General features: G+C 68.2%; 15 protein-coding genes. 6 read left to right on the top strand and 9 right to left on the bottom strand.

Features of this window, described 5'->3' with window-relative positions; translation table 11 throughout:
• Positions 1–206: 206 nt before the first annotated feature.
• Both L0U85_RS20685 and L0U85_RS10620 read left to right on the top strand, forming a co-directional pair.
• Positions 207–3,260 carry a S8 family serine peptidase gene (locus L0U85_RS20685; RefSeq protein ID WP_277605654.1) on the top strand — a complete coding sequence of 1,018 codons (3,054 nt, stop codon included), beginning with the start codon at positions 207–209 and terminating at the stop codon, positions 3,258–3,260.
• A gap of 158 nt (positions 3,261–3,418) precedes the next feature.
• Positions 3,419–4,825 carry a DUF234 domain-containing protein gene (locus L0U85_RS10620; protein WP_241377735.1) on the top strand — a complete coding sequence of 469 codons (1,407 nt, stop codon included), beginning with the start codon at positions 3,419–3,421 and terminating at the stop codon, positions 4,823–4,825.
• 108 nt (positions 4,826–4,933) lie between these two features.
• Here the strand turns inward: L0U85_RS10620 and L0U85_RS10615 are convergent, their stop codons facing one another.
• The 8 genes from L0U85_RS10615 to L0U85_RS10580 all read right to left on the bottom strand — a co-directional run bounded on the left by L0U85_RS10615 (position 4,934) and on the right by L0U85_RS10580 (position 15,617).
• Positions 4,934–7,279, bottom strand: coding sequence for an RICIN domain-containing protein (locus tag L0U85_RS10615; protein ID WP_241377734.1), 2,346 nt, complete (start codon positions 7,277–7,279; stop codon positions 4,934–4,936).
• 107 nt (positions 7,280–7,386) lie between these two features.
• Positions 7,387–8,685, bottom strand: a complete 1,299-nt coding sequence (locus L0U85_RS10610) for an RICIN domain-containing protein (RefSeq protein WP_241377733.1) — start codon at positions 8,683–8,685, stop codon at positions 7,387–7,389.
• A gap of 375 nt (positions 8,686–9,060) precedes the next feature.
• A complete protein-coding gene (locus L0U85_RS10605; RefSeq protein WP_241377732.1) occupies positions 9,061–10,062 on the bottom strand; it encodes a LacI family DNA-binding transcriptional regulator in 1,002 nt (333 codons plus the stop codon).
• Between the two features lie 96 nt (positions 10,063–10,158).
• The gene (locus L0U85_RS10600) at positions 10,159–11,790 is read right to left on the bottom strand and encodes a glycosyl hydrolase 53 family protein (protein WP_241377731.1); all 1,632 of its coding nucleotides are present in this window, start codon (positions 11,788–11,790) and stop codon (positions 10,159–10,161) included.
• Between the two features lie 24 nt (positions 11,791–11,814).
• Positions 11,815–11,952 carry a hypothetical protein gene (locus tag L0U85_RS10595; protein WP_241377730.1) on the bottom strand — a complete coding sequence of 46 codons (138 nt, stop codon included), beginning with the start codon at positions 11,950–11,952 and terminating at the stop codon, positions 11,815–11,817.
• Positions 11,949–12,860, bottom strand: a complete 912-nt coding sequence (locus tag L0U85_RS10590) for a sugar ABC transporter permease (protein WP_241377729.1) — start codon at positions 12,858–12,860, stop codon at positions 11,949–11,951. The genes L0U85_RS10595 and L0U85_RS10590 overlap by 4 nt, the downstream gene beginning before the upstream one ends.
• Before the next feature lie 3 nt (positions 12,861–12,863).
• Positions 12,864–14,294, bottom strand: coding sequence for a sugar ABC transporter permease (locus tag L0U85_RS21300; RefSeq protein WP_241377728.1), 1,431 nt, complete (start codon positions 14,292–14,294; stop codon positions 12,864–12,866).
• 12 nt (positions 14,295–14,306) lie between these two features.
• The gene (locus L0U85_RS10580) at positions 14,307–15,617 is read right to left on the bottom strand and encodes an extracellular solute-binding protein (protein ID WP_241377727.1); all 1,311 of its coding nucleotides are present in this window, start codon (positions 15,615–15,617) and stop codon (positions 14,307–14,309) included.
• 257 nt (positions 15,618–15,874) lie between these two features.
• Here L0U85_RS10580 and L0U85_RS10575 point away from each other — a divergent pair, with 257 nt between their 5' ends.
• The gene (locus L0U85_RS10575) at positions 15,875–17,836 is read left to right on the top strand and encodes a beta-galactosidase (protein ID WP_241377726.1); all 1,962 of its coding nucleotides are present in this window, start codon (positions 15,875–15,877) and stop codon (positions 17,834–17,836) included.
• Between the two features lie 5 nt (positions 17,837–17,841).
• On the opposite strand, the gene L0U85_RS10570 is transcribed toward L0U85_RS10575, so the two are convergent.
• Positions 17,842–18,465 (bottom strand): TetR/AcrR family transcriptional regulator, encoded by a 624-nt coding sequence (locus tag L0U85_RS10570; RefSeq protein ID WP_241377725.1) that lies wholly within the window; start codon positions 18,463–18,465, stop codon positions 17,842–17,844.
• A gap of 166 nt (positions 18,466–18,631) precedes the next feature.
• Here L0U85_RS10570 and L0U85_RS10565 point away from each other — a divergent pair, with 166 nt between their 5' ends.
• The 3 genes from L0U85_RS10565 (at position 18,632) to galT (ending at position 22,357) form a co-directional block, all read left to right on the top strand.
• Complete coding sequence (locus L0U85_RS10565; protein WP_241377724.1) at positions 18,632–19,447, top strand: SDR family NAD(P)-dependent oxidoreductase; 816 nt, start codon at positions 18,632–18,634, stop codon at positions 19,445–19,447.
• Between the two features lie 409 nt (positions 19,448–19,856).
• Positions 19,857–21,299 (top strand): glycosyltransferase, encoded by a 1,443-nt coding sequence (locus L0U85_RS10560; RefSeq protein ID WP_241377723.1) that lies wholly within the window; start codon positions 19,857–19,859, stop codon positions 21,297–21,299.
• Positions 21,296–22,357, top strand: coding sequence for a galactose-1-phosphate uridylyltransferase (gene galT, locus L0U85_RS10555; RefSeq protein WP_241377722.1), 1,062 nt, complete (start codon positions 21,296–21,298; stop codon positions 22,355–22,357). Before L0U85_RS10560 ends, galT begins: the two co-directional genes overlap by 4 nt.
• The last annotated feature ends 67 nt before the right edge of the window (positions 22,358–22,424 follow it).

The raw sequence follows: 22,424 nt of genomic DNA, 5'->3' as shown, positions 1-22,424 counted from the left end.
TGAAACGACTGCTCGCCGATTCCCCGTCGGCGCCGAGGACCGCGGCCCGGCCCACTTGACCTGATCTCCTCCACACGGCGCGGTCTCGGGCTGACCGCGCCAGCCGGGGCGCGCCCGCGCACAGGGTGAGGGCGGGCGCGCCCCGGATCCATCGACAAGCCGACCCCGCCACTTGAAAGCGCAACCCTCCGAAAGGAACCCCGATTATGAGACCCGCACGGCCATCCCGTGCCGCTCGAGGACGGCGCATCACCGCGCTGGTCGGCGCGGCCGCGTTCACGGCGACGGCCCTCGTCGCCGGCCCCGCCGAGGCCGACCCTGTACCGGCCGCCTCGTTCAGAGACGGCCGCTACCTCGTCCAGTTCTCCGACGAACCGGTTGCCGTCTACGACGGCGGCCTCACCGGCCTGGCCGCCACCGCCCCCGACGAGGGCGAGACCATCGACCAGGACTCGCCGCAGGTCGAGGAGTACCGCGACCACCTGGCCGAGATCCGCGACGACGTGCTCGCCGAGGTCCAGGGCGTCACGCCCGACTACGAGTTCGACACCGTGTTCAACGGCGTCGCCGTCGAGCTCACCGCCGCCGAGGCGGCCGAGCTGGCCGGGCACGACCGCGTCGCCGGCGTCTTCCCCGACCGGCGCCAGCCGCTCCAGATGGACGCCTCGCCCGAGTTCCTCGGCCTGTCCGGTGCCGGCGGGTCGTGGGAGACGGAGTTCGGTGGCGGCGAGCGGGCGGGCGAGGGTGTCATCATCGGCGTCGTCGACGACGGCTACTGGCCTGAGCACCCGCATTTCGCGCCCATGCCCGAGCCGAGGCCCGATCAGGAGATCATCGACGCCAAGTGGAGTGGTGAGTGCGTCGAGGGCGAGGAGAAGCCGGAGGACAACGTCACCTGCAACAACAAGGTGATCGGTGCGCGCTGGTATGACGCCGAAGGCCTCGCAGCGGACGGCGTCGGCCTGGCATCGCCACGCTCGGACTGGACGCACGGTACCCACATCGGCAGCATCGCCGCCGGGAACTGGGGGACCGACCTTGTGCTCGACGGCGAATCGCAGGGGACCGTCTCGGGCCTGGCTCCCGCCGCGCGCCTGGCGTTCTACAAGGCCTGCTGGGGCACCCCGTTCGGGGGTCCCAGCGGCTGCGCCATCTCGGACACGGTGGCGGCCTTCGATGACGCCGTCAACGACGGGGTAGACGTCATCAACTTCTCGGTCCACGGAGCGAGGAGCAGCGTCAACGACCCGGTGTCGATCGCGATGTTCAATGCCTCCGCAGCCGGCGTCTTCGTCGCCACCATCGCCGGCAACCAGGGCTTCGACGGCCCGGCCACGGTCAACCACAACAGCCCGTGGGCGACCACCGTGGCCGCCTCCACACACCCGCGCGCCATCGAGTCCGAGCTGAGTCTCGGCGACGGCCGGGCCTTCCCGTACGGCACCATCGGCGGCTGGTCCAGCGCCGACAAGGAGCTCGACTTGGTTCTCGCCGAAGAGGCCGCGCTCGACGGGGCCGACCCGGGCGAGGCGCGGCTCTGCCTGCCCGGCACGCTCGACGCCGAGACGGTCTCCGGTCGTGCGGTCGCCTGCGCCCAAGGCGAGGTCATGGTCTTCGACAAGGGCGAGGAAGTGCTCGACGCGGGTGGTGCGGCGATGGTCGTCTACAACGACGACCCCGAAGCGGACGACATTCGCACCAGCTCTTGGGATGCCCCGATCGTCGCCGCCCACATCGACGTCGAGGCCGGTGACGCGCTTGAAGCGTATGCTGCCGGCAACGCCGAGGCGACCGTCACGCTCCACCGGCTCGAACCCGTCGAGCACACCGCGCCCGAGATGGCGCCGTTCTCTTCTGTGGGCCCGAGCCTGGTGCCGGACGGCGACCTGCTCAAGCCCGACATCACCGCACCGGGCGTCCAGGTCCTCGCCGCGTACGCCCCCGACTGGATGGCCGGAGACGACGACTTCGGCATCATGAGCGGCACGTCCATGTCGAGCCCGCACGTCGCCGGGCTCGCGGCGTTGCTCATGAGCGCCAACCCGGACTGGTCGCCGATGACGGTCAAGTCGGCGCTGATGACGACCGCCTACCAGGTCGACACCGCGGGGGAACCGATCCAGCGCGGCGGCGAGGACGCCACCCCGTTCGACTTCGGGGCCGGACACGCCGACGGGCGGACCATGTTCGACCCTGGCCTGGTCTACGACTCGGGCGTCGACGATTGGATCGGCTACGGATGTGCCATCGGGCAGTTCCAGCAGCTCGACGAGGGCGCGACCTGCCAGGCGAACGAGGCCGAGCACGGCGCGATCGACCCGAGCGACCTGAACTACCCGTCGATCGCGGTCAATGACCTGGTCGGCGTGCAGACGATCACCCGTACGGTGACCAACGTGGACGACCGCTACGGCTTCTACGTTCCCGAGATCGAGGCGCCGGCCGGCTTCGAGGTGACCGTGGACCGCGCCTGGCTCAGGGTCGCCCCCGGGGCGTCGATGACATACACGCTCACCGTCACCCGCACTGACGCCGCCGTCGGCGAATGGTCGTTCGGCTCGCTGACCTGGCGCGACTGGTACGGCCATGAGGTCCACAGCCCGATCGCAGTCCGGTACAAGGACATCGCCGCGCCGCAGGAAGTCCTCGTCTCGGGACCGGAGGGGTCGATCGAGATCGGCGTGCGGACCGGAATCGAGGCGCCGCTGGAGATCACGGCGTCCGGCCCGGTCGCCTCCGAGGTCGAGACGCTGACGCTGAGCGGCGCGGACAAATCCACGTTCCCCAGGGACAGCCCGCCGGAGCGCGAGCAGACCAAGGCGTTCGAGTTCACCGTCCCGGCAGACGCCGTGACGGGCCGCGTAGCGACCGTCGATGCCGACTACGAAGCGGGCACCGACCTGGACCTCTACGCCTACACCAGGGACTCCGACGGATCGCTCGCGTTGTACGACGAGACGTCCAACGCGAGTTCCGACGAGGTACTCGACCTGGAACCGGGTCAGACGTACGTCATCTACGTGGACCTGTGGAGCGCGCCGGTCGAGACCGTCGAGGTCTCGGTCCACACCTGGGCGCTCCCCGAGGTCGCGAGCGGCCTGACGGTGACCCCGGATTCGATCGACGCCGCTCCAGGCGGCGAATACACCGTCACCGCGAGCTGGTCGGACCTCGATCCCGAAGGCCGCTATCTGGCGGCGGTGAACTACTTCGCTGGTGAGGACCTGGCGGGGCGGACGATCGTGGTCCTGAACCACTGATAGAACAGGGCGGTCGCAAGAGCGGGACTCCCGGTTGGGGGAGCCCCGAGCTGAAGCACCGCCCAGTGACCGGGACCCGGCGGCGCAAGCCACCGGGCCCGGTCTTCTATTACATGCATTCGATGTAACATGCACTGGACGTATGATACTTTCAGTGTATGAAATTCGTCGGTCGTCGTGAGGAACTGGAGCGCCTGGAGCGCTGGTGGGGATCCTCTCCGCGGTTCGCGCTGATCTGGGGGCGGCGTCGAGTCGGCAAGACCGCGTTGATCAGTCATTTCACCGGCGGCAAGCGAGCAGTGTTCTATACCGGCCGGGGGCTTCCCGCCGCAGCCGAGCTCAGGAGCCTCTCCGCGCGAGTGGCGGCTGTGATCCCCGATCTCAGGCGCGACCTCGCGGGCGCGAACCCGTATCGGGACTGGGACGAGGCCCTCGACCACCTGGCGGAGCTGGCCGTCGCAACGCCCACGCTGTTGGCACTCGACGAATTCCCCGAGCTGTTGAAGTCCGAACCCGCCCTACCGGGAATCCTGCGCGCGTTCTGGGATCGATGGGAGGGGAGGACCTCGCTGAAGGTGCTGCTGTGCGGATCGGCGGTGCGCACGATGTTCGGTCTCCAAGACTCCCGTGAACCCCTCTATGGCCGCTTCGACCTGGCCGTGCAGTTGCATCCGTTTCTTCCGTTCGAGTCTGCCGGGATGCTGCCTGATTTGAACTCGGTCGAGCGCGCGAAGGTATGGGCCGTCTGTGGCGGGATGCCGCTGCATCTGTCCATGTGGGACCAAGGCCGATCATTCGAAGACAACCTCCTGGAACTCGCCTGCCGCCCCGGTGCACCGCTGCGACTGGAAGCGGAATTCGTCCTCAAGACCGAGGCCGGCGAAGGCGGCCTGGCCGAGGCTGTGCTGCACGCGGTCGCGCAGGGGAGCACCAAGTACTCCGAGATTCAGACCGCCGTCGGCGCCAACCCGACTCGAACGCTCGAACGCCTGGAGGAGCTGCGTCTGCTCCGGCACGTCACGCCGGTGACCGAAAGCGCGCGGACCCGGCGGAAGTACTATGCGATCGCCGACAACCTGCTCGCCTTCCACCTAGGACCCCTGTCTGCCTACGCCGAGGAGATCGAGCTCGGCTCGGGCGAGCGGATCGTCGCCGCGCTCGCCGATGCGACCTCCGAGCACTTCGGGTGGGCATTCGAAGAGGCATTCCGGGCTCACCTGCGGCGACTCGCGGTCGCGGGCCTGCTCGGAGACCGGGTCGTGAAGGTCGGCCCCTGGTGGCGCGGCGGCGGCCAAGACGAGATCGACGCTGTCGTGCTGGCCCAACCCGAGCGGACCAGAATCCCGGTTCTCGTCGGCGAGGCGAAGTGGGCCAAATCGGTGAACGCCAATCGGATCAAGACGGCATTGATCGCCAAGGCCGCCTCTCTCGGCGGCGGTGAGGAACTGCGCTATGCGGTGGCGGCACGGGAAGAGGTCAGGTACGGCGATGACGAGACCTTCGCATTCACGGCAGCGGACATCTTCGCCTCCGAACTCGTACCGCCGCGTTTGTGCACGGAGTGAGTCGCCGATCCAGCGACGGAAGTGAGCGAGGCGGACCCGCCCCGGGTCCGCCTCGCTCATCGTCTCGGTGCGGGGTGCGCCGGCCCCGCGCCCGAGTGCCGCTGACTTCTACGGGGTGTGGACATCAGGCCAGGGATAGGCGGTGACGTCCGAACCGATGTAGAAGCTCGGGTGCGGCGGCTGGTTGTAGCCGGTGTTCTGCCAGGCGATCGCGACCCGGTACTGAATGTCGTGCATCAGCGTCGGTATCCGCAGGTCCGTCTCGTGCGGCGTGGCGTATATCCGCAGCGCCGAACTGTTCGAGGTCCTCCAGACGACCTCTTCGCGCCAGTCGCCGAACAGGTCCGCCGACAGCGCCGGAGTCGACTTGGTGCCGTTGTTCGACGACACCCCCGAACCGGTCAGCAGCCGCTGGCCCGGCGAGTAGTTGTCGATGGTGGTGCCGTTGAGCAGCTCGCGCTCGCCGTCGCCGTCCCACCAGGACAGGAAGTTGGTCGAGCTCGGCTTCGACCCGATGTTGCTGCCCGAGGCGTCCTGCATGCCGCCGACCGACGATGACCAGAACTCGCCGCCGGGATTGCCCGACCAGACGTTGCCGGCCACGCCGCGGCCGTTGTCGTTGCCGGTGCGCGGGGTCTGGAAGATGATCGAGCCGTTGTCGCCGTCGACCAGGCGCGAGGAGGGTCCCGAGGTCCATTCCGAGGGCATGTACACCTCCTGCCCGGGGTTGGACGGCACGAAGTCCGACACGTGGAGGGCGTCGCCGTGGCCCAGGCGGGTGTTCCACAGCGCCTGCCCGTTCGAGCCGATCGCCATGGCCCCGAACACGACGTCCTGGCGGCCGTCGCCGTCCAGGTCGGCGATGGAGAGGCTGTGCGCCCCCTGCCCCTCGTACTGCGAACCGGCCTGGTTCGAGTCGAAGGTCCACCGGGTGGTCAGGTCCTGGCCGTCCCAGTCGACGGCCCAGATCACCGTGCGGGTGTAGTAGCCGCGCGAGAAGATCATCGACGGGGTCTCACCGTCGAGATAGGCCGTTCCGGCGAGGAACCGGTCGACCCGGTTGCCGTAGTTGTCACCCCAAGAGGAGACGTTGCCGCGGGCCGGCTGGTAGTTGACCGTGTCCATCGCCGCGCCGGTCCGGCCGTCGAAGATCGTCAGGAACTCCGGCCCGGCCAGGATCCGGCCGGAGGAGTTGCGGTGGTCGGCGCTGGACGAGCCGATGACGGTGCCGTTGGCGTCGCGGGTGCCGTCGGCGGTCTTCACCGCGAGTTCGGCGGCGCCGTCGCCGTCGTAGTCGTACACCTGGAACTGCGTGTAATGCGCCCCGGCCCGGATGTTGCGTCCCAGGTCGATCCTCCACAGCCGCTGGCCGTTGAGGCGGTAGGCGTCGAGGTAGACATTGCCGGTGTAGCCATCGTGCGCGTTGTCGTGGGCGTTGGTCGGGTCCCATTTGACGATCAGCTCGTAGGTGCCGTCGCCGTCGAGGTCGGCGGCGCTGGTGTCGTTCGCCACGTAGCTGTACGACTCGCCCGAAGGCGTGGTGCCGCCCGCCGGCCGCTGGATCGGAACATCGAAGTAGCCGCTGGAGTTGAACCGGACCTCGACACCCGAGGCGGAACCCTCGGTCCCGTCCGTGACGGCCCGGACCGTGTACTGCGAACCCGACGATCCGGAGCCGTCGAGGTAGTTGGTCGCGCCGGTGATCGGCGAGGAGTTCAACTTCGTGTCGCCTCGGTAGACGTTGAAGGCCGCGTCCTCGGCGTCGGTTCCCAGCAGCCGCCAGCTGACCAGGTTCCCACCGCCGGACGGCACGACCGTGACTCCACGGGTCAGCGCCTCGACCTCGTACCGGCCGTCGCCGCCCTGACCGGGGTCGCCGGGACCGCCGGTGGTCGGGGGATCGGTCGGCTCGTCGCCGTCGACCGGGATCAGTCGCCATTGCTGGTTCGTGCCGCCGTTCGGCGTGTACTGCGAGATCCGGTCACCGGCGGTGGTGGACTTCTCCCACACGTCGAGCGCCTTGTCGGAGAAGCGGTTGACGAAGGTGGCGTAGCCGCCGCTCTCCTGGACCTGCCACTGCTGGTTGGTGCCGTTCTGATCGGTGTACTGGGCGATGGTGGCCCCGTCGTCGGGGTTCCGTTCCCACACATCCAGGACCATGTTCGAGTGCCGCGCCTGGATGCGGTGGTAGCCGTCGCCGGCGTCGATGAACCGGAACTGCTGGCTCTCTGCATCCGTGCGGTTCCACTGGACCAGCTCGGCGCCTGTCTGCGTAGAGGCGCCCTCGATGTCGAGGACCAGGCCCGAGGACCGGGATTCGATGATGTACCAGGCGTCGGTGTCGACCTGTGCCGAGGCGCCGAACGGATTGAAGATGAACATGGCCGCGGCGACCAGGGCCGCGACCGCGAGTGCCGTCAGGCTCTTGAGCCGCCTGATCCGAGGTGTTCGCATGATTGCTCCGTGCGTAGTGGGTTGCGGGGCACCCGACCGAGACGGCGCCGACACTGTATGCCGGGATACCGTGCGACGCCGTCATCGTCGGATCGGATCGCTATGGGTCAGACGGCTTGACGGGAGAAGCGCTGGTTGGAGTCGCCTGTGTACTCCCACTGGGAGATGCGGGCGCCGTCGTCGGAGGACCACTCCCAGACGTCCATGGCCAGGCCGGAGGCCCGGTTGATGAGGCTGACCGTGCCGTCGCCGTGGTCGACGATGCGCCACTGCTGGTTCGCGGCGTTCGTGTCCGGCTGCTGGGTGATGTCGGCTCCGCTGCTGTTGTCGGCGACCTGGAGGACCAGACCGCTGTGACGCGCCTTGATCCGGTAGTGGTCGTCGCCCGAGTCGACGAACTCGAAGTCCTGGTTGGTCCGACCGGTGGGGGCCCACTGGATGAGCAGTGCCCCGGCGGCGGTGGACCTGGCGTCGATGTCGGCGAACTTGCCGCTGTGCTGGGCGGTCAGGCGGTAGTGGCCCGAGCCGCTGGGCGGATCGCCCAACTCGGCTTCCCACCTGGTGCCGGACCCGCTCGCGTCTGCCGGGAGGCGGTCCCGAGCGGCGGTGTCGCCGTACATGGTCCAACGGGCCCAGTCGACGACGGTTCTGGGGAATCGCTGGTCGCTCCAGAAGCTGGTGTGGCTGCCGCCGACGAAGGTGAGGAACGCCTTGGGCCAGGAGATCTCCGAGTACGCCTGCCGGGCCGAGTCGTACCCCGTGAGGTCGTCGCGGTCACCGTGGACGAACAGGACCTTGGCCGAGACGGAACTGGACGGGTTGCCCATGTCGGTGCACGACTGCGGGTTGGCCGAGATGATGCGGCTGTCGGGCCAGGAGGTCAGCAGGCCGTGGGTGGTCATGCCGCCCAGCGAGTGGCCCGAGACGCCGACGCCGATGTCGGTGTTGATGTGCCCGGCCAGGGGCCCGCTGCTGTTGAGGGCGAGGGTCTGGGTGATGATCTCCGAGACGTCTCGGGAGACGTTGCCGTTGTTGACGTCGTTGAAGTTGTGGTCGAAGTGCGGGGCGGGGACGACGAAGCCCGCCGCGGCCAGAGCCCGGATGATGAACAGGGAGTTCTGCGGGCTGCTCTGGAAGCCGTGGGTGAAGTTGTAGACGGGGAAGACGCCGTCGGCGGTCGGGGCGTCGGTGATCGGATTCCCGCCGGCACTGCCGGTGGCGGGGTAGTAGACGTAGGTGGTGCACTGGCGGCTGCCGCGCCACCAGTCGTACCTGCGCACGCCCACGGCGAACGGATCGGCCGGGGCGGGATCGGCGAGCGCCTGCCCGGAGCCGAGCAGGGACGCGCCCGCACCCAGCGCTCCGGCGAGGCTCAGATTCAGGAAAGTGCGTCGTTGCATTGCCATGTTGACTCCTTCTTGGATGGTTCGGAGGCCGGTGCCCACCGGCAGGTGGATCGATCTGGTACTGAGACCCTGAATGCGCGCTCAGTGTCGCAAGAGCCTTCCCGGCCTCTGGGGTGTTGACGGCTAGGGGCCACTGGAGCAGAGGTCAGGGGTCCGGTGCCGGCGTTTTCTCCTCTTCGGTCAGTGGCCTCAGGATCTGATTGTGAACGATCCCATCAAGACGAAGTATAGCCATACGTCAATATCTAGTCAATACGTTCAAAGCGATTCTGTGAACGATCATGTCGGCGACGGCGCCGTCGATTCCGCGCGGTGCTGCGATGGCGGCATCAGCCGTACGCCGCGCCTGCCGAACCGGCTGCCTCGCTCTCGGCGTCAGGCCGAGTCGCGAACGATCAGTTCGGTCGGCAGTACCACGGACTCGACCTCCCGCTCGTCGAGCAGGGCGATGAGGAGGCGGACCGTCTCCTCTGCGACCTTGGCGAGGGGCTGGCGGACGGTGGTGAGCATCGGACGGGTCGCGGTGGCGATCGCCGAGTCGTCGAACCCGGCGACGGCCACGTCGCCGGGGACGCGTCGGCCCGTCGCATGGAGAGCCTGGAGCGCCCCGGCGGCCATGAGATCGGAGGCGATGAACACCGCGTCCAGGTCGGGCACGTTCGCCAGCAGCTTGCGCATGGCAGCCTCACCGCCGGCCTGCGTGTAGTCGCCGTGGACGACCATCCTCTTGGTCGCCCTGCGGCCCAGCACGCCCGTGAAGCCCTCCAGCCGCAGCGAGCCGCCGGGGGTGTCGAGCGGGCCGGTGATCATGCCTATCCTGCGGCGCCCCTGCTCCACCAGGTACTCGGTCATCGCGCGCGCCCCGCCGCGGTCGTCGGCCGCCGCGTACGGGATGACGCTCTCGCGCCCCAGCACCGCGCCGCATGCCACCGTGGGAACCCCGCTGTGCTCGATGGCCTCCAGCAGCGGGTCGCCCGCGTGGGAGGAGATCAGCAGCGCCCCGTCGGCGTGGCCGCCGCGAAGGTAGCGGGCCACCCGGTCGCGTCCGCCGTCGTCGCCGGCGATCATGAGGACCAGCGACATGTCGCGGTCGGCGAGCTGGTTCGTCGCCACGCGCATGAGCACCGAGAAGTTCGGGTCCTCGAACAGGCGCTCCTGCGGCTCGGACAGGACCATGACGATCGAGCCGGTGCGGCTGGTCTTCAGGCTGCGGGCGGCGCGGTTGACCACGTACCCCGTCTCGGCCACCGCCCGGCGGACCGCCGTCTCCGCCGCCAGTGAGACGTTCCCCTTCTCGTTGAGGACGCGTGACACCGTGCCGCGCGAGACCCCGGAGGCCTCGGCGACATCGTTGATCGTAGGTCGTTTCCGTGTCAAGTCCTTCAACTCTTCCTCGCGTTCCAGCTCAGATTCTTCCCTATCGCCGGTGGGCGGGGAGGCCGCCCACAGCTCTGGCGGCCTCCCCGGTCTCACTCACCCGGTGCGAGACAGGCTCACGGTGTCGACGTTGATCCAGTTTCCGGCATTCGCGTCCGAGTAGAACCCGACCTCGATCTGCCCGTTCGTGACCTGGATGCCCGAGACGGACACCTGCGTCCACTGCGAGGTCACCGGGAGGTCCGCCCGGTGCTCACCGCCGCCGTGCCGCTTGGCGTACATGTACGCGGCGTTCTGGCCGCCGCCGTTCATGACCTGGGCCGTGAGCGTGTAGGTCCCGTTCGGGACGCTCAGCGACTGGTAGGCGGACACGACGTACGCGGAGCCCTTCCAGTGCGTGAACTTGTGGCTTCCCTGGTGGATGCTCCCGCGCGACTCCCGGAAGGCCGCGTCGGTGTCGGCGCTGTCCTGCGCCCACACGCTCCAGCCGGACGCCGACCTGCCGCTGCCCGACTCGAAGCCGCCGTTGGTCAGCACATTCTCTCCGGGATCTCCGGGATCTCCGGGACCACCGCCGGTCACCTCGCCGAAGACGTCCAGCGTCGACAGCTTGTTCCCGCTGTGGTCGAACAGGGTCTGGTTGTCCCATGAGTTGCTCTCGCCGGCGTGGTCGTCGATGTACGACATCCCGGCCGACGTGGCCCAGGTGGTGTCGCCGGTCCACGCCGCCTCCCACCAGACCAGGCCGCGGCCGCGGTCGTTCGGCACGTCGGCGATGGCGTCCTGCAGGTCGCGCAGGAACTGCGTCTGGCCCGCCACCGTCGCCGGGTAGCCCGACCTCTCGGCGTGGTCGCTGGTGAAGATGTTGCCGCGGCCGTCGCCGTCCGCGAGGGTCCAGGCGTACGCGGTCTCGACGACGAGGACGTCCTTGCCGTAGCGCGAGGCCACGTCGTTCATGTTGTTCCGCAACTGGTTCATCGTGCCGTGCCAGTACGGGTAGTACGACATGGCGATGATGTCGTACGGGACGCCCTGCGCGTGGGCGTTGTCGAACCAGTTGCGGTACGCGCCGTTGTTGCCGCCGCGGTCGAGGTGCAGTGCGATCTCGATGCCGCTCGCGCCCTGGTGGACGCCCTCGATCCCGGCCTTGAGCAGGCCTCCGAGCTGCGACCAGTTGGAGGTGCGGCCCTCGGGCCAGAGCATGCCGTTGGTGATCTCGTTGCCCACCTGGACGATGTCGGGCTTGGCGCCCGCGGCGTTCATCTGGGAGACGACGTCGCGGGTGTAGTTCCGCACCGAGTCGACGAGCTGGCCGTAGGACTGGTTTCGCCACGCCTTGGGTTTGAACTGCTTGCCCGGGTCGGCCCAGAAGTCCGAGTAGTGGAGGTCGAGGAGGACGTCCATGCCGAGGGCCTTGGCGCGCTGCGCCATCTCGATCGTCTTCGCCAGGTCGTTCGTGCCGCCGCCGTAGGGCTGGCCCGATGAGCTGTACGGGTCGTTCCACAGTCGCAGCCGCACCAGGTTGGAACCGCTGTCGGCCATGATCTGCAGTGCGTCGCCCTGCACGCCGTCGTCGTAGAAGCGTTCCCCGGACGCCTCGACCTCGGCGAGCGTGCCGACGTCGACGCCCATGTAGAAGTCGCTCCGCACGGCCTGGGCCGGGGAGGCCGTGGCGAAGGCGGTGAAGCACATGGTGGCCGTGAGGGCCACCGCGAATAGTCGTCTCATTAGTCGCTCCTTTGCGATCGAGGGTCAGGCGCCGCCGAGCGCCTGCGACGACGACAGGCCTCTGCCGTCGAGATCGAAGAGGGCCTGTCCAGCCCAGGGACTTTCGCCGAGGGACTCGACCTCGGCGGTCATGGCCGCACCCGCTCCCCGGTACATGCTCATCCCTTCTCCGCGCCCGCCATGGCACCGGTGACCAGGTGGCGTTGCAGGACGATGTAGAGGATCGTGATCGGCACCGCGAGGACCACCGCACCGGCGGCGAATGTGGTGAAGTCGTTCAGGTACTGGTTCGTGATCAGCTGGAACAGGCCCAGTGCCACGGTCTGCTTGTCCTGGCTCTGCAGCAGCAGACGAGGCAGGATGAAGTCCATCCACGGGATCGTGAACTGGGTGATCGCCACGAAGGTGAGCATCGGGCGCATGAGCGGCAGGACGATCTTGCGGAAGATCGTGATCCGACCGGCGCCGTCGATCGCGGCGGCCTCGTCCAGACTCGCGGGCAGGTTGTCGGTGTAGCCCTTCATCAGCCAGGTGTTGTACGGCAGCGCCGCGGCGATGCTCACCAGCGCCAGCCCCGTCAGGGAGTCCAGCAGCCCGAAATTGAGGAACAGCATGTAGACCGCGATGGCGGTCAGGAAGCTGGGGAACATCTGGAGGATGAGGATTCCCAGCATGCTGACCTTGCGGCCGCGGAAGCGGATACGCGCGAACACGTACCCGCACAGAGCCGACAGGATGACGCTGCCGACCATGTTGAGGGTGGCGACGTACAGGGAGTTGAGGTACCAGCGTCCGTAGTCCGTCTGGGTGAACAGGTGGACGTAGTTGTCGAGGCTCGCGTTCTCGGGGATCGGGGTGGCGTTGGCCAGGCCGCCGCCGGGCCCGAGGGAGGAGCCGACGACCCACAGCAGTGGGAAGACGACGATGAACGCGACGATCGCGAGTTCGATGTGGATGAACAGGCCGGCGGTGCCGTCGCGCAGCCGCTGACGGCCTTCGGCGTCTCCTCGGCGAGGTCGCTTCTGGCGCGTCGCCGGTGGCCCCGGCTCATTCCTTGTGGTGGCAGTCATGTTTCACAGCTCCCGGATCGCTTTGGACCGGTTGAGGTTCCACACCGAGATGGTGCCGACGATGAAGAAGACGATCAGGCTCATCACCGCTCCGATGTTGTAGAGCCGGTTGTCGAGGGTGAGCTTGAACAACCAGGTGACCAGGAGGTCGGTGCTGCCGGCGAACCGGTAGTCGACGTTGTCGGGGCCGCCTTCGGTGAGGAAGTAGATCAGGCCGAAGTTGTTGAAGTTGCTCACGAACGCCAGGATCAGCAGCGGTGAGACCACTCGCTGGACGACCGGAAACGTGATGTACCGGAACTGCTGGAGCGGGCCTGCGCCGTCGATGCGGGCGGCCTCGTAGTAGCTGTCGGGGATGTTGGCGAGCACACCGCCGACCAGAGCCATGAAGAACGGGAACCCGAGCCACAGGTTCACCAGGAGTGCGACGCCGCGAGCCAGATTGGGGCTGGAGGGGTCGGTGAACCAGTAGATCCGCTCGTCGGTCAGGCCGATGTCGACCAGAAACTGGCTGATGGGCCCGAACTGGCCGTTGAACATCGACCGGAACACCAGGGCCGAGACGATCCCGGGCACTGCCCAGGGCAGCAGGAAGATCGAGCGCCACACGCGCGGGAATCTGACCTTCTTGTTCGCCAGGAGGACTGCCTGGAGCATCCCCGCGATGTAGGTCATGGCTGTGGCGAGCACGGCCCACACGAAGGTCCAGGTGAGGACTCCGAGGAATGTCCCGGCCCAGGAGGGAACCGAGAAGACGGTGGCGAAGTTGTCGAAGCCGACCCAACTGACGAGGTTCTTCGGGGGCAGGTTGTCGCGGTTGTAGTCGGTGAAGGCGACCAGGATGCCGAACAGGACCGGCAGCACCGACATGAACACGATGAGCACCAGGCCAGGCGACAGCGCGATATAGGCGAAAGCGCCATCCCACAGCCGTTGGAAATAGTCCCTCGAGGTCACGCGGTCGCCACCGGCGTTCAGAGTCCGGCGGTAGCGGACGGCGTCGCGGACGCCCCAGATCCACAGGATCGCGAGCAGCGCCATGGTCAGGATCGCGATCAGGCCGTTGGCCATGAGGACGATCGAGTTGTCGCCCTCTGTCAGACCGGTGAGGGTCATCTCGCGCGGCTGCGTGCCGAGCGTGACCAGGCCCCACAGGCCTTTGGCGAAGAACCCTCCGTTGCCGCGCGGGCTGAACTCCATCCCGGAGTAGTAGTTGCCGGTGGCGATCTCCGTGACGATGGCGCCGGCGAAGAACCCGAAGAAGAAAGCGGCCTTGCCGACTTGACGGTTGATCAGCTGGCCGGCCCCCCACACCAGCGCCGAAGCGGCGCCCGGCACCCACGAGGGGAGGCCCGCACGGCCGGGGCCGCGCTGCGCGCGGCCCCCGGCCGGGGTGGGGGACTCGGAGGTCGTAGCGGATTCGGTGGTACTCACGGTGACCGGTTCCTAGAGTCCGTGCAGTTCGTTGTAGGTGGCCACGGCCTTCTCCTGGGCGGCGGCGGTGTCGGACAGGTCGTTCCACACGTCCACCGTCAGGACATTGCCGGTCTCCCAGAAGTACTGGGGCACCTGCGGGATCAGGTCCGCCTGGGCCGACTGTGCGACGATGCCGGCCACGTTCGGGTCATCGGCGATGCCCTCGACCCCCGACAGCAGATCGGCGGTGATAGCCGGGATCTGGCCGGTCTGCTCGTAGATGGTGGCGGCGCCGGTGTCGCTGGCCAGGAAGTTGGCGAAGACTCGCGCGGCGGCCGGGTACTCCGAATAGCCCGAGACCACGGCGACGTGCATGCCGGCGAAGGCCCCCGCGGGCTCGCCGCCGTTCGCGGTCGGCAAGGTCGTCACGCCGTACTCGAAGCCGTTTGCCTCGGCGCCCTCGTCGAAGGTGGAGAAGCTCCAGGGGCCGGTGATGACGTAGGGAGTCTCGCCCTTGGCGAACTCCTCCTCGACGGTCTCCCACGTGGTGTCGGCGCTGGGCACGTTGAAGATCTCGCGCAGGCCGGCGAAGTAGTCGAGCGCCGCCGCCAGTTCCGGGTCGTCGAATCCGGGATCGTCGACATCGCCGTCGGGGTAGACCTGCCAGCCGGCAGCGGACAAGATCGGGTAGGCGCGGTAGATCTCGCTGGTGACCATGCGGATGGTCCACCGGTTGGCGGCCGGGTCGTTGTACTCCCCGGCCAGGTCGATGATCTCCTCCCAGGTCTGGGCCGGCTCAGGGGAGCCGGTGAGCTCCTCGAGGAGGGTCGTGTTGTACATCAGGGCCATGGATTCGGTGGTGACCGGCACGGCGTACATCTGGTCGTCGGCGGAGACGACGTCGGTGAAGGTGCCGCTCATGCGCTCGGAGAGGACGTTCTCGTATTCGCCGAGCGGTGCCGCGGTGCCGTCGTCTATGGCGCGGGCGACCTGGTCGTAGAAGCTCATGTAGACGTCCGCGCCGTTGCCGGCCTCGCCGGCCAGGGACATCTTCTCGACAGCGTCGTTCTTGACGACCAGCTCGTACTCGACCTGGATGTCGGGATATTCCTCTTTGAACTCTTCTTTGAAGGAGGTGACGACGGCCTCGGCGAGGTGTTCCTCTTCGATCCACACCTTCAGTGGCACTTCGCCGGAGGCGATCTCCTCTTCGATGACGTACTGCTGGGCGTCGGCGTCCCATTCCAGTTCGGTGGCCTGCTCCTCTTCGGGGGGGCCGCCGCAGGCGGACAGTCCGAGCGCCGCCGCCGCCGCGGCGGCGACAGCTCCTTTGCCTCGCATATCAAGTCCTCGTCTCAGTTGAGGGATTCTGGCGCTGGGGTCCAGCGGCAGACCGTGAACGATTACATCAACGTAGCGATATGCGTCACTGAAAGCAAGGGTAGTATGCACCTGTTTGCGATCTATCTACGCAATAATGGTCCATAGAACGATCACAATTCTGAAACAACACCTGCGAGGCGTCAGGTTGCCAACCTGTGGCAGGCCGGGTAGCGTGCACGTTCACAGGCGTCGGTGCGAGGAATTCACAGGAGACCGTGTTGAAGACGATTCGCTATGGAGGCGATTACAACCCCGAGCAGTGGCCCGAGGAGGTCTGGCACGAAGACGTCCGGCTCATGCGGGAGGCGGGGGTCAACCTCGTCAGCCTCGGGATCTTCAATTGGGGGATCATCGAACCGCTCCGCGGCGAGTACGACTTCAGCGGCCTCGACCGGATCATGGAGCTCCTGCGCGCGAACGGCATCGGCGTCGACCTCGGCACTCCGACGGCCTCGCCTCCTGCGTGGCTGCGCAGGGAGCACCCCGAGATCCGCCTGGTCGACTTCGACGGACGCGTCCTCGCGGGCGGTACCCGGCATGGCGTCTGCCCCTCCTCGCCGGTCTACCGCGAGGCCTGCGCGAGCATCGTCGAGCAACTCGCCGCCCGCTACGGCGACCATTCGGCCGTGGAGCTGTGGCACGTTCACAACGAGTACGGCTGGGCCGGTGTCGCGTGCTACTGCGAGGTCTCGAGGCAGGCCTTCCACCGTTGGCTCGAAAGCAGATACGGGGATATCGACCGGCTCAACGACGCCTGGGGCACCGCCTTCTGGGGCATCGTCTACCGCTCCTTCGATCAGATCGAGGCTCCCAGCGCCGCCCCGCCCGGCGTCAACCCGGCCCTGCAACTCGACTGGCAGCGGTTCTCCAACGACGAGCACATCGCCAACTACCGCGCCCAGCGCGAGATCGTCGCCCGCTACTCGAACGCGCCGGCGACCACGAACTTCATGGTCCCCAACTGCAAAGACATGGACTACTGGCGCTGGTCCGACGTCGTCGACGTCGTCTCCAACAACCACTACCTCGTCGCCGAGCGGCCCGAGAACCACATCGAACTGTCCATGAGCGCCGACCTGGTCCGCGGCGTCGCCGGCGGCCCGTGGATGGTCATGGAGCACTCCACCTCGGCGGTCAACTGGCAGAGTCGCAATCTCGCCAAGACCTCCGGCGAGATGCGCCGCAACTCCCTGGCCCACCTCGCGCGCGGCGCGGACGGCCTCATGTTCTTCCAGTGGCGGGCCTCCCGGTCCGGCGCCGAGAAGTTCCACTCCGCGATGCTCCCTCACGGCGGCACCGACACCGAAGTGTGGCGCGACGTGGTCGCCCTCGGCGCGGACCTGCAGCGCCTGGCCGGCGTCACCGGCACCGAGGTCGCATCCGAGGTGGCCCTGTTGTGGGACTGGGAGTCGTGGTGGGCCCTCGAACTCGAATGGCGGCCCTCGGTCGATCTCGGCTACCGCGAAAGGGTCGAGGCCTACTACGAGGCGCTGTGGAAGCAGCACGTCACCGTCGACTTCGCCCACCCCGAAGCCGACCTGTCCGGCTACCGCCTCGTCGTCGCACCTTCCTCCTACCTGCTCACCGACGCCGCCGCCAAGAACCTCCGCGGCTACGTCGAAGACGGCGGGCACCTGGTCGTCTCCTACTTCTCCGGCATCGTCGACGAACACGACACCGTCCACCCCGGAGCCCACCCCGGTGCGCTGCGCGAGACCCTCGGCCTGTGGGTCGAGGAGTTCCACCCGCTAGCCGAGGGCGACGCGGCGTCGCTCGACTCCGGTGCGAGGGGCCGGATCTGGTCCGAACGCGTCCGACTCGAAGGCGCCCAGGCGCTCACCTCCTTCGCCGACGGACCCGACGCCGGACACCCCGCCCTCACTCGACACCGGCTCGGCGCCGGCACCGCCTGGTACGCCGCCACCGCCCTCGACGACAGCACCGGGCTGCGGGCACTGCTCTCCGAAGCCCTCGACCACGCTGGAGTGCCGCGCCCGATCGGCGTCCCCGAACACGTCGAGATCGTCCACCGCGGCGACTACTGCTTCCTCATCAACCACACCGACCAGGACACGACCGTCCCCGGCATCCGAGGCGCCGACGCCCTCGACGGCACCGCTTACTCCGGCGACATCCCCGTCGCTGCGGGAGACGCCGTCATCGTGCGAACCTCCTGAGCCCCTCAGTCGCGCTGCAGGTGGTCCTCGGGGGCCGAGAGCGGCGCGACGGCGTTCATGGCCCGGTCCAACAGCTCATCGAGCGTCAGATCGTTGCCTTCCGAGGCCCATTCCGACTGGGCGGAGTCGAGGCTGGCCAGGGCCGCGCCGACGAGCGCCACCGAGGCGATCCGGTCCGGTCCCCGGCCGTTCTCGGCCAGGCGCCGCTGGAGCACGTCGGCGAGCACGTCCCGCCAGTGGGCGTGCTTCTGCAGATGTGTGGCATGCAATGCGGGGGTGTTCGCGACCATTCGGGTGATGTCCAGCGCCTCGGGTCTGGCGCTCATGTCCTGCACGAGCTCGTCGAAGGCGCGGCGCAGCGCGAACCAGGGTGACTCCTCGGGCGGACGCGCCGCCAGGGCCTCGGCGAGCTGCCGGCCCATCTCCACGAACCACTGTCCGAACACGTCCTCCTTGCTGGAGAAGTAGCGGTGGAAACTGCGGCGGGACAGGCCGGTCTCCGCGGCGATCTGTTCGACCGTCGTCGCCTCGAAGCCCTGCTCGACGAACAGCTTCAAGGCGGCGTCGGCCAACTGCGCCCGCACCATGTTGCGCGTGCGCTCTCGCAGCCCCACCTTCGATTCCTCCATGCCACCAGCATACCTCGCTCGGCGCAAAGAGTTGCCTTAAGCACATCAAGCCATAGTTGGCACAGTGAGACATCTTTGGCGTACAATGAAATTATCAACGGCGCCGACTCGCATCGGTCGACGCCAAGTCGTCTCCGGAGACGCCGGAGTGAAGAAAGGACATTGCATGTCAAAGACGTGGTTCATCACCGGCACCTCCCGCGGTTTCGGCCGCGCCTGGACCACCGCCGCGCTCGAGCGCGGCGACAGAGTCGCCGCAACCGCCCGCGACTCCAGCGCATTGGACGATCTGGTCGACCGCTTCGGCGACGCCGTCCTGCCGATCCGGCTCGACGTCGACGACCGCGACGCCGGAATCGCCGCTGTCCACCAGGCGCACAGTCATTTCGGCCGTCTCGACGTAGTGGTCAACAACGCCGGCTACGGACATTTCGGCGCCGTCGAAGAGACGACCGAGGACGAGGCCCGCGCGCAGATGGAGACCAACTTCTTCGGCGCCCTGTGGATCACCCAGGCCGCGATTCCGCTGCTGCGCGAACAGGGTGGCGGCCACATCGTCCAGGTCTCCAGCATCGGCGGCGTGACCGCGTTCCCCGGCCTGGGCATCTACAACGCCTCCAAATGGGCCTTGGAGGGCTTCACCGAGGCGTTGGAACGGGAAGTCGCAGGTTTCGGCATCAAGACCACCTTGATCGAGCCGTCCGCCTTCGCAACCGACTGGGCCGGCGCTTCCGCCGGCCGCTCCCAGGCGAACCCCCTCTATCAGCCGCTGCGGGACGCGATGGCGAACTGGAGCGGTGGTCCGACGCCGAGGGCGGACGACAGCGTCGAGGCCCTGTTCGAAGTCGTCGACGCGGCAGAGCCGCCCACCCGACTGCTCCTTGCGTCTCAGGGATACGACCTGGTGCTCGCCTCGCACGAGCAGAGGATGGCCACCTGGCGGGCCTGGGAGAAGACCAGCCGCTCGGCCGACCCCGAGTAGCCTCGACCAGGCGAGCGCCGGACTCAGTCCGGAGCTCGCCTGATCTGAATCTGCTACGCCATCTCCACCGCCTGCTCGTCCACCGCCGACGGTGTCGCAGGATGCGGCGGTCCGCCAGACCGACCAGCTCGGTGCATCCGTGCCAGGGCACCGCTCAAACGAACACCGGCTCCGACGGCGAGAGACTGGTACGGTGACCGAATGAGCAGGTGGGCGGTATGCCCTCGTGACAGTCTGCCCCGAACTCGCCCGGGGTCGGGCGCTCTTCGCCCATCGCATGGGACGCACCCCGCGCCACCTGGACGACCCGCAGCCGAAACGCCGGTCCCGGCGCGCCTCGAACCGCCACGGTGCGGGCTCGCCGGCGAGGGCCGAACGCCTGCCACCGCGCTCGAAGGAGACGGTGAGGATGCTGCAGAACGTTGACGTCGGGCGCAACAGACTAGACGCATACCGCGCGACCGTAGGAGACGAAGTACTGCAGGACCTGCGCGAACTGGCCGAACCGCTGGCGGGCGCACGGGTCCTGCACGTGAACGCCACCTCCTACGGCGGTGGCGTGGCAGAGATCCTGCGGTCCGAAGTGCCGTTGATGCGCGATCTGGGAATCGTCGCCCGATGGAAGACCATCACCGGCACCGAGGAGTTCTTCGCGGTGACAAAGGCCATTCACAACGCACTGCAAGGCGGCACCCGCGGCGTGACCCAGGCCGAATGGGAGATATACGAGCAGACCTCCGCACGCGTCGCCGCCCAGATGGAAGAGCCCTACGACGTCGTCATCGTCCACGATCCGCAGCCCCTCGCGCTGCCGCACCTGCGAGGCCGCGGAGAAGCGCGATGGATCTGGCGCTGCCACATCGACAGCTCGGCGCCCGACCCGGAGGTCCTGGCCCGACTCATGCCGCTGCTGGACGACTATGACGCCTCGGTGTACACCCTGGGATCGTTCGCCCCGCCGGACGTTTCCCACGGCCGGGTGGAGATCATCCCGCCCGCGATCGACCCGCTCAGCCCGAAGAACATCGATCTCGACGAGCACCTGGCCGTCTCCATCGTCGATTGGATCGGGGTGGACGTAGCGCGGCCCCTGCTGCTGCAGGTGTCCCGCTTCGACCACTGGAAGGACCCGCTCGGCGTGATCGCCGCGTACCGGATCGTCAAGCGCCGGATGCCCGACGTGCAACTGGCCCTGGTCGGGGCGATGGCGCGCGACGACCCGGAGGGCTGGCAGGTGTACCGCGAGATCAGCGACGCCGCAGCCGACGACCCTGACATCTACCTGTTCACCAACCTCACCGGCGTGGGAAACATCGAGGTCAACGCCTTCCAGCGCCATGCCGATGTGGCGATCCAGAAGTCCCTGCGTGAGGGGTTCGGGCTGGTGGTGTCCGAGGCCACCTGGAAGGGCACACCGGTCGTGGCCGGTCGCGCGGGCGGCATCCCGCTGCAGCTCGCCGACGGCGTGGGCGGCTACCTGGTCGACTCGGTCGAGGAATGCGCCGCGCGCGTCCTGGACCTGCTGGCCGACCCCGCTGCCGGGCGCCGCCTCGCGGACGCCGGCCGCAGGCGGGTGCTGCACCGGTTCCTGCTGCCCCGCCTGCTCGGCGACGAGCTGCGGCTGATCTCAGATCTGCTCGAGCGGCACCCGGGGACACCTCAGGCGCTGGCGGCCGCGGGTGTGTCCGGGGAGGATCGCGATCCCGTCTGCGGCATGCGGGTCCGTCCCGACTCCGAGCTCCAGCACGCGTACCACGGGCAGCGGTTCCGGTTCTGCTCGAAATCCTGCGCCCGCGAATTCGCCGCGAACCCCCAGCTGTTCCTACGTACGGCGAGTCGGGCGGGCGCGTGACGTCCCGCGCCGGGAGGACAGGCCCGGACAATGCCGAACTGCGTCAGGACCCGTTCACACGCGCCTGGGCGGTGATCGCCCCGGAGCGCGAGCGCCGGCCGCATCCGGTGCCCGATTCGACACCCGCCCGGGGCGCTCGACCTGTCACCCTCGACCCGAAATGCCCGTTCTGCCCGGGCAACGAGGACCAGACGCCGGCCGAGCTGTGGCGGCTGCCCACAGACGACGGTGACGGTTGGACGGTGCGAGTGGTGCCCAACCGGTTCCCAGTCCTCGCCGCCGCCGATCGGCCGGCCCTCCACCACCGCGATGGCCTCCTCGTCTCCGCCGACGGCGTCGGCGCGCACGAGGTGGTCATCGAGACTCCCCGCCACGACCTGGACCTGGCCGATGCCGACGACGCGGCCGTTGCGGCCGTTCTCGGTGCGTACCGCGCCCGCGCCCGCGCGCTCCGCGGGATTCGACCGGGCCTGGTGCTGCCGTTTCGCAACCACGGTGCGGCCGCCGGCACCTCGCTGTCGCATCCGCACTCCCAGATAGTCGCCACCCCGATCGTGCCGCTGCGATACCGGCAGCTGTTCGACATCGCCCGGGCCCACTACGACGACCACGGAAGCTGCCTGTACGCCGACGTCACCACGGCCGAACTCGCCGAAGGCGCCCGAGTCCTCGCCGTCGCCGACCATGTCGTGGCGCTCGCCCCGTACGCCTCACGGGTCCCGTTCGAGGCCCGGCTGGTGCCACGTGTCCACCAGGCGTCCTTCGCCGACGTGGCCGACGAGGTGCTCACCGATGCCTCGGCCCTGCTGCGCGGCCTCCTGGTCGCACTGCGGGACCTGCTCGGCGACTTCTCCTACAACTTCGTGCTCGTGAGCGCCCCCAACGGGGAGGAGCACACCGACTATTTCTCGTGGCATCTGAGCCTGCTGCCGCGCTTGGTCATCGCCGCGGGATTCGAGCTCGGGACGGGGATCGCGGTCAATCCTCTGCCGCCCGAGCGCGCGGCCGCCAGGCTACGCCGCGCTCTCTCCGAGCGAGCCGCGAACCAGGAACGGTGAGGTCGCACCGTCGGATCCCGTCGGGGCACAGAGCCAGAACCGAGCTGCCGCCGTGTCCCTCCGCGCC

This window comes from Glycomyces sp. L485 (genome assembly GCF_022548875.1).
Taxonomy (GTDB): Bacteria; Actinomycetota; Actinomycetes; order Mycobacteriales; family Micromonosporaceae; genus Glycomyces.
This window is presented reverse-complemented; position numbering and strand designations above follow the sequence as displayed.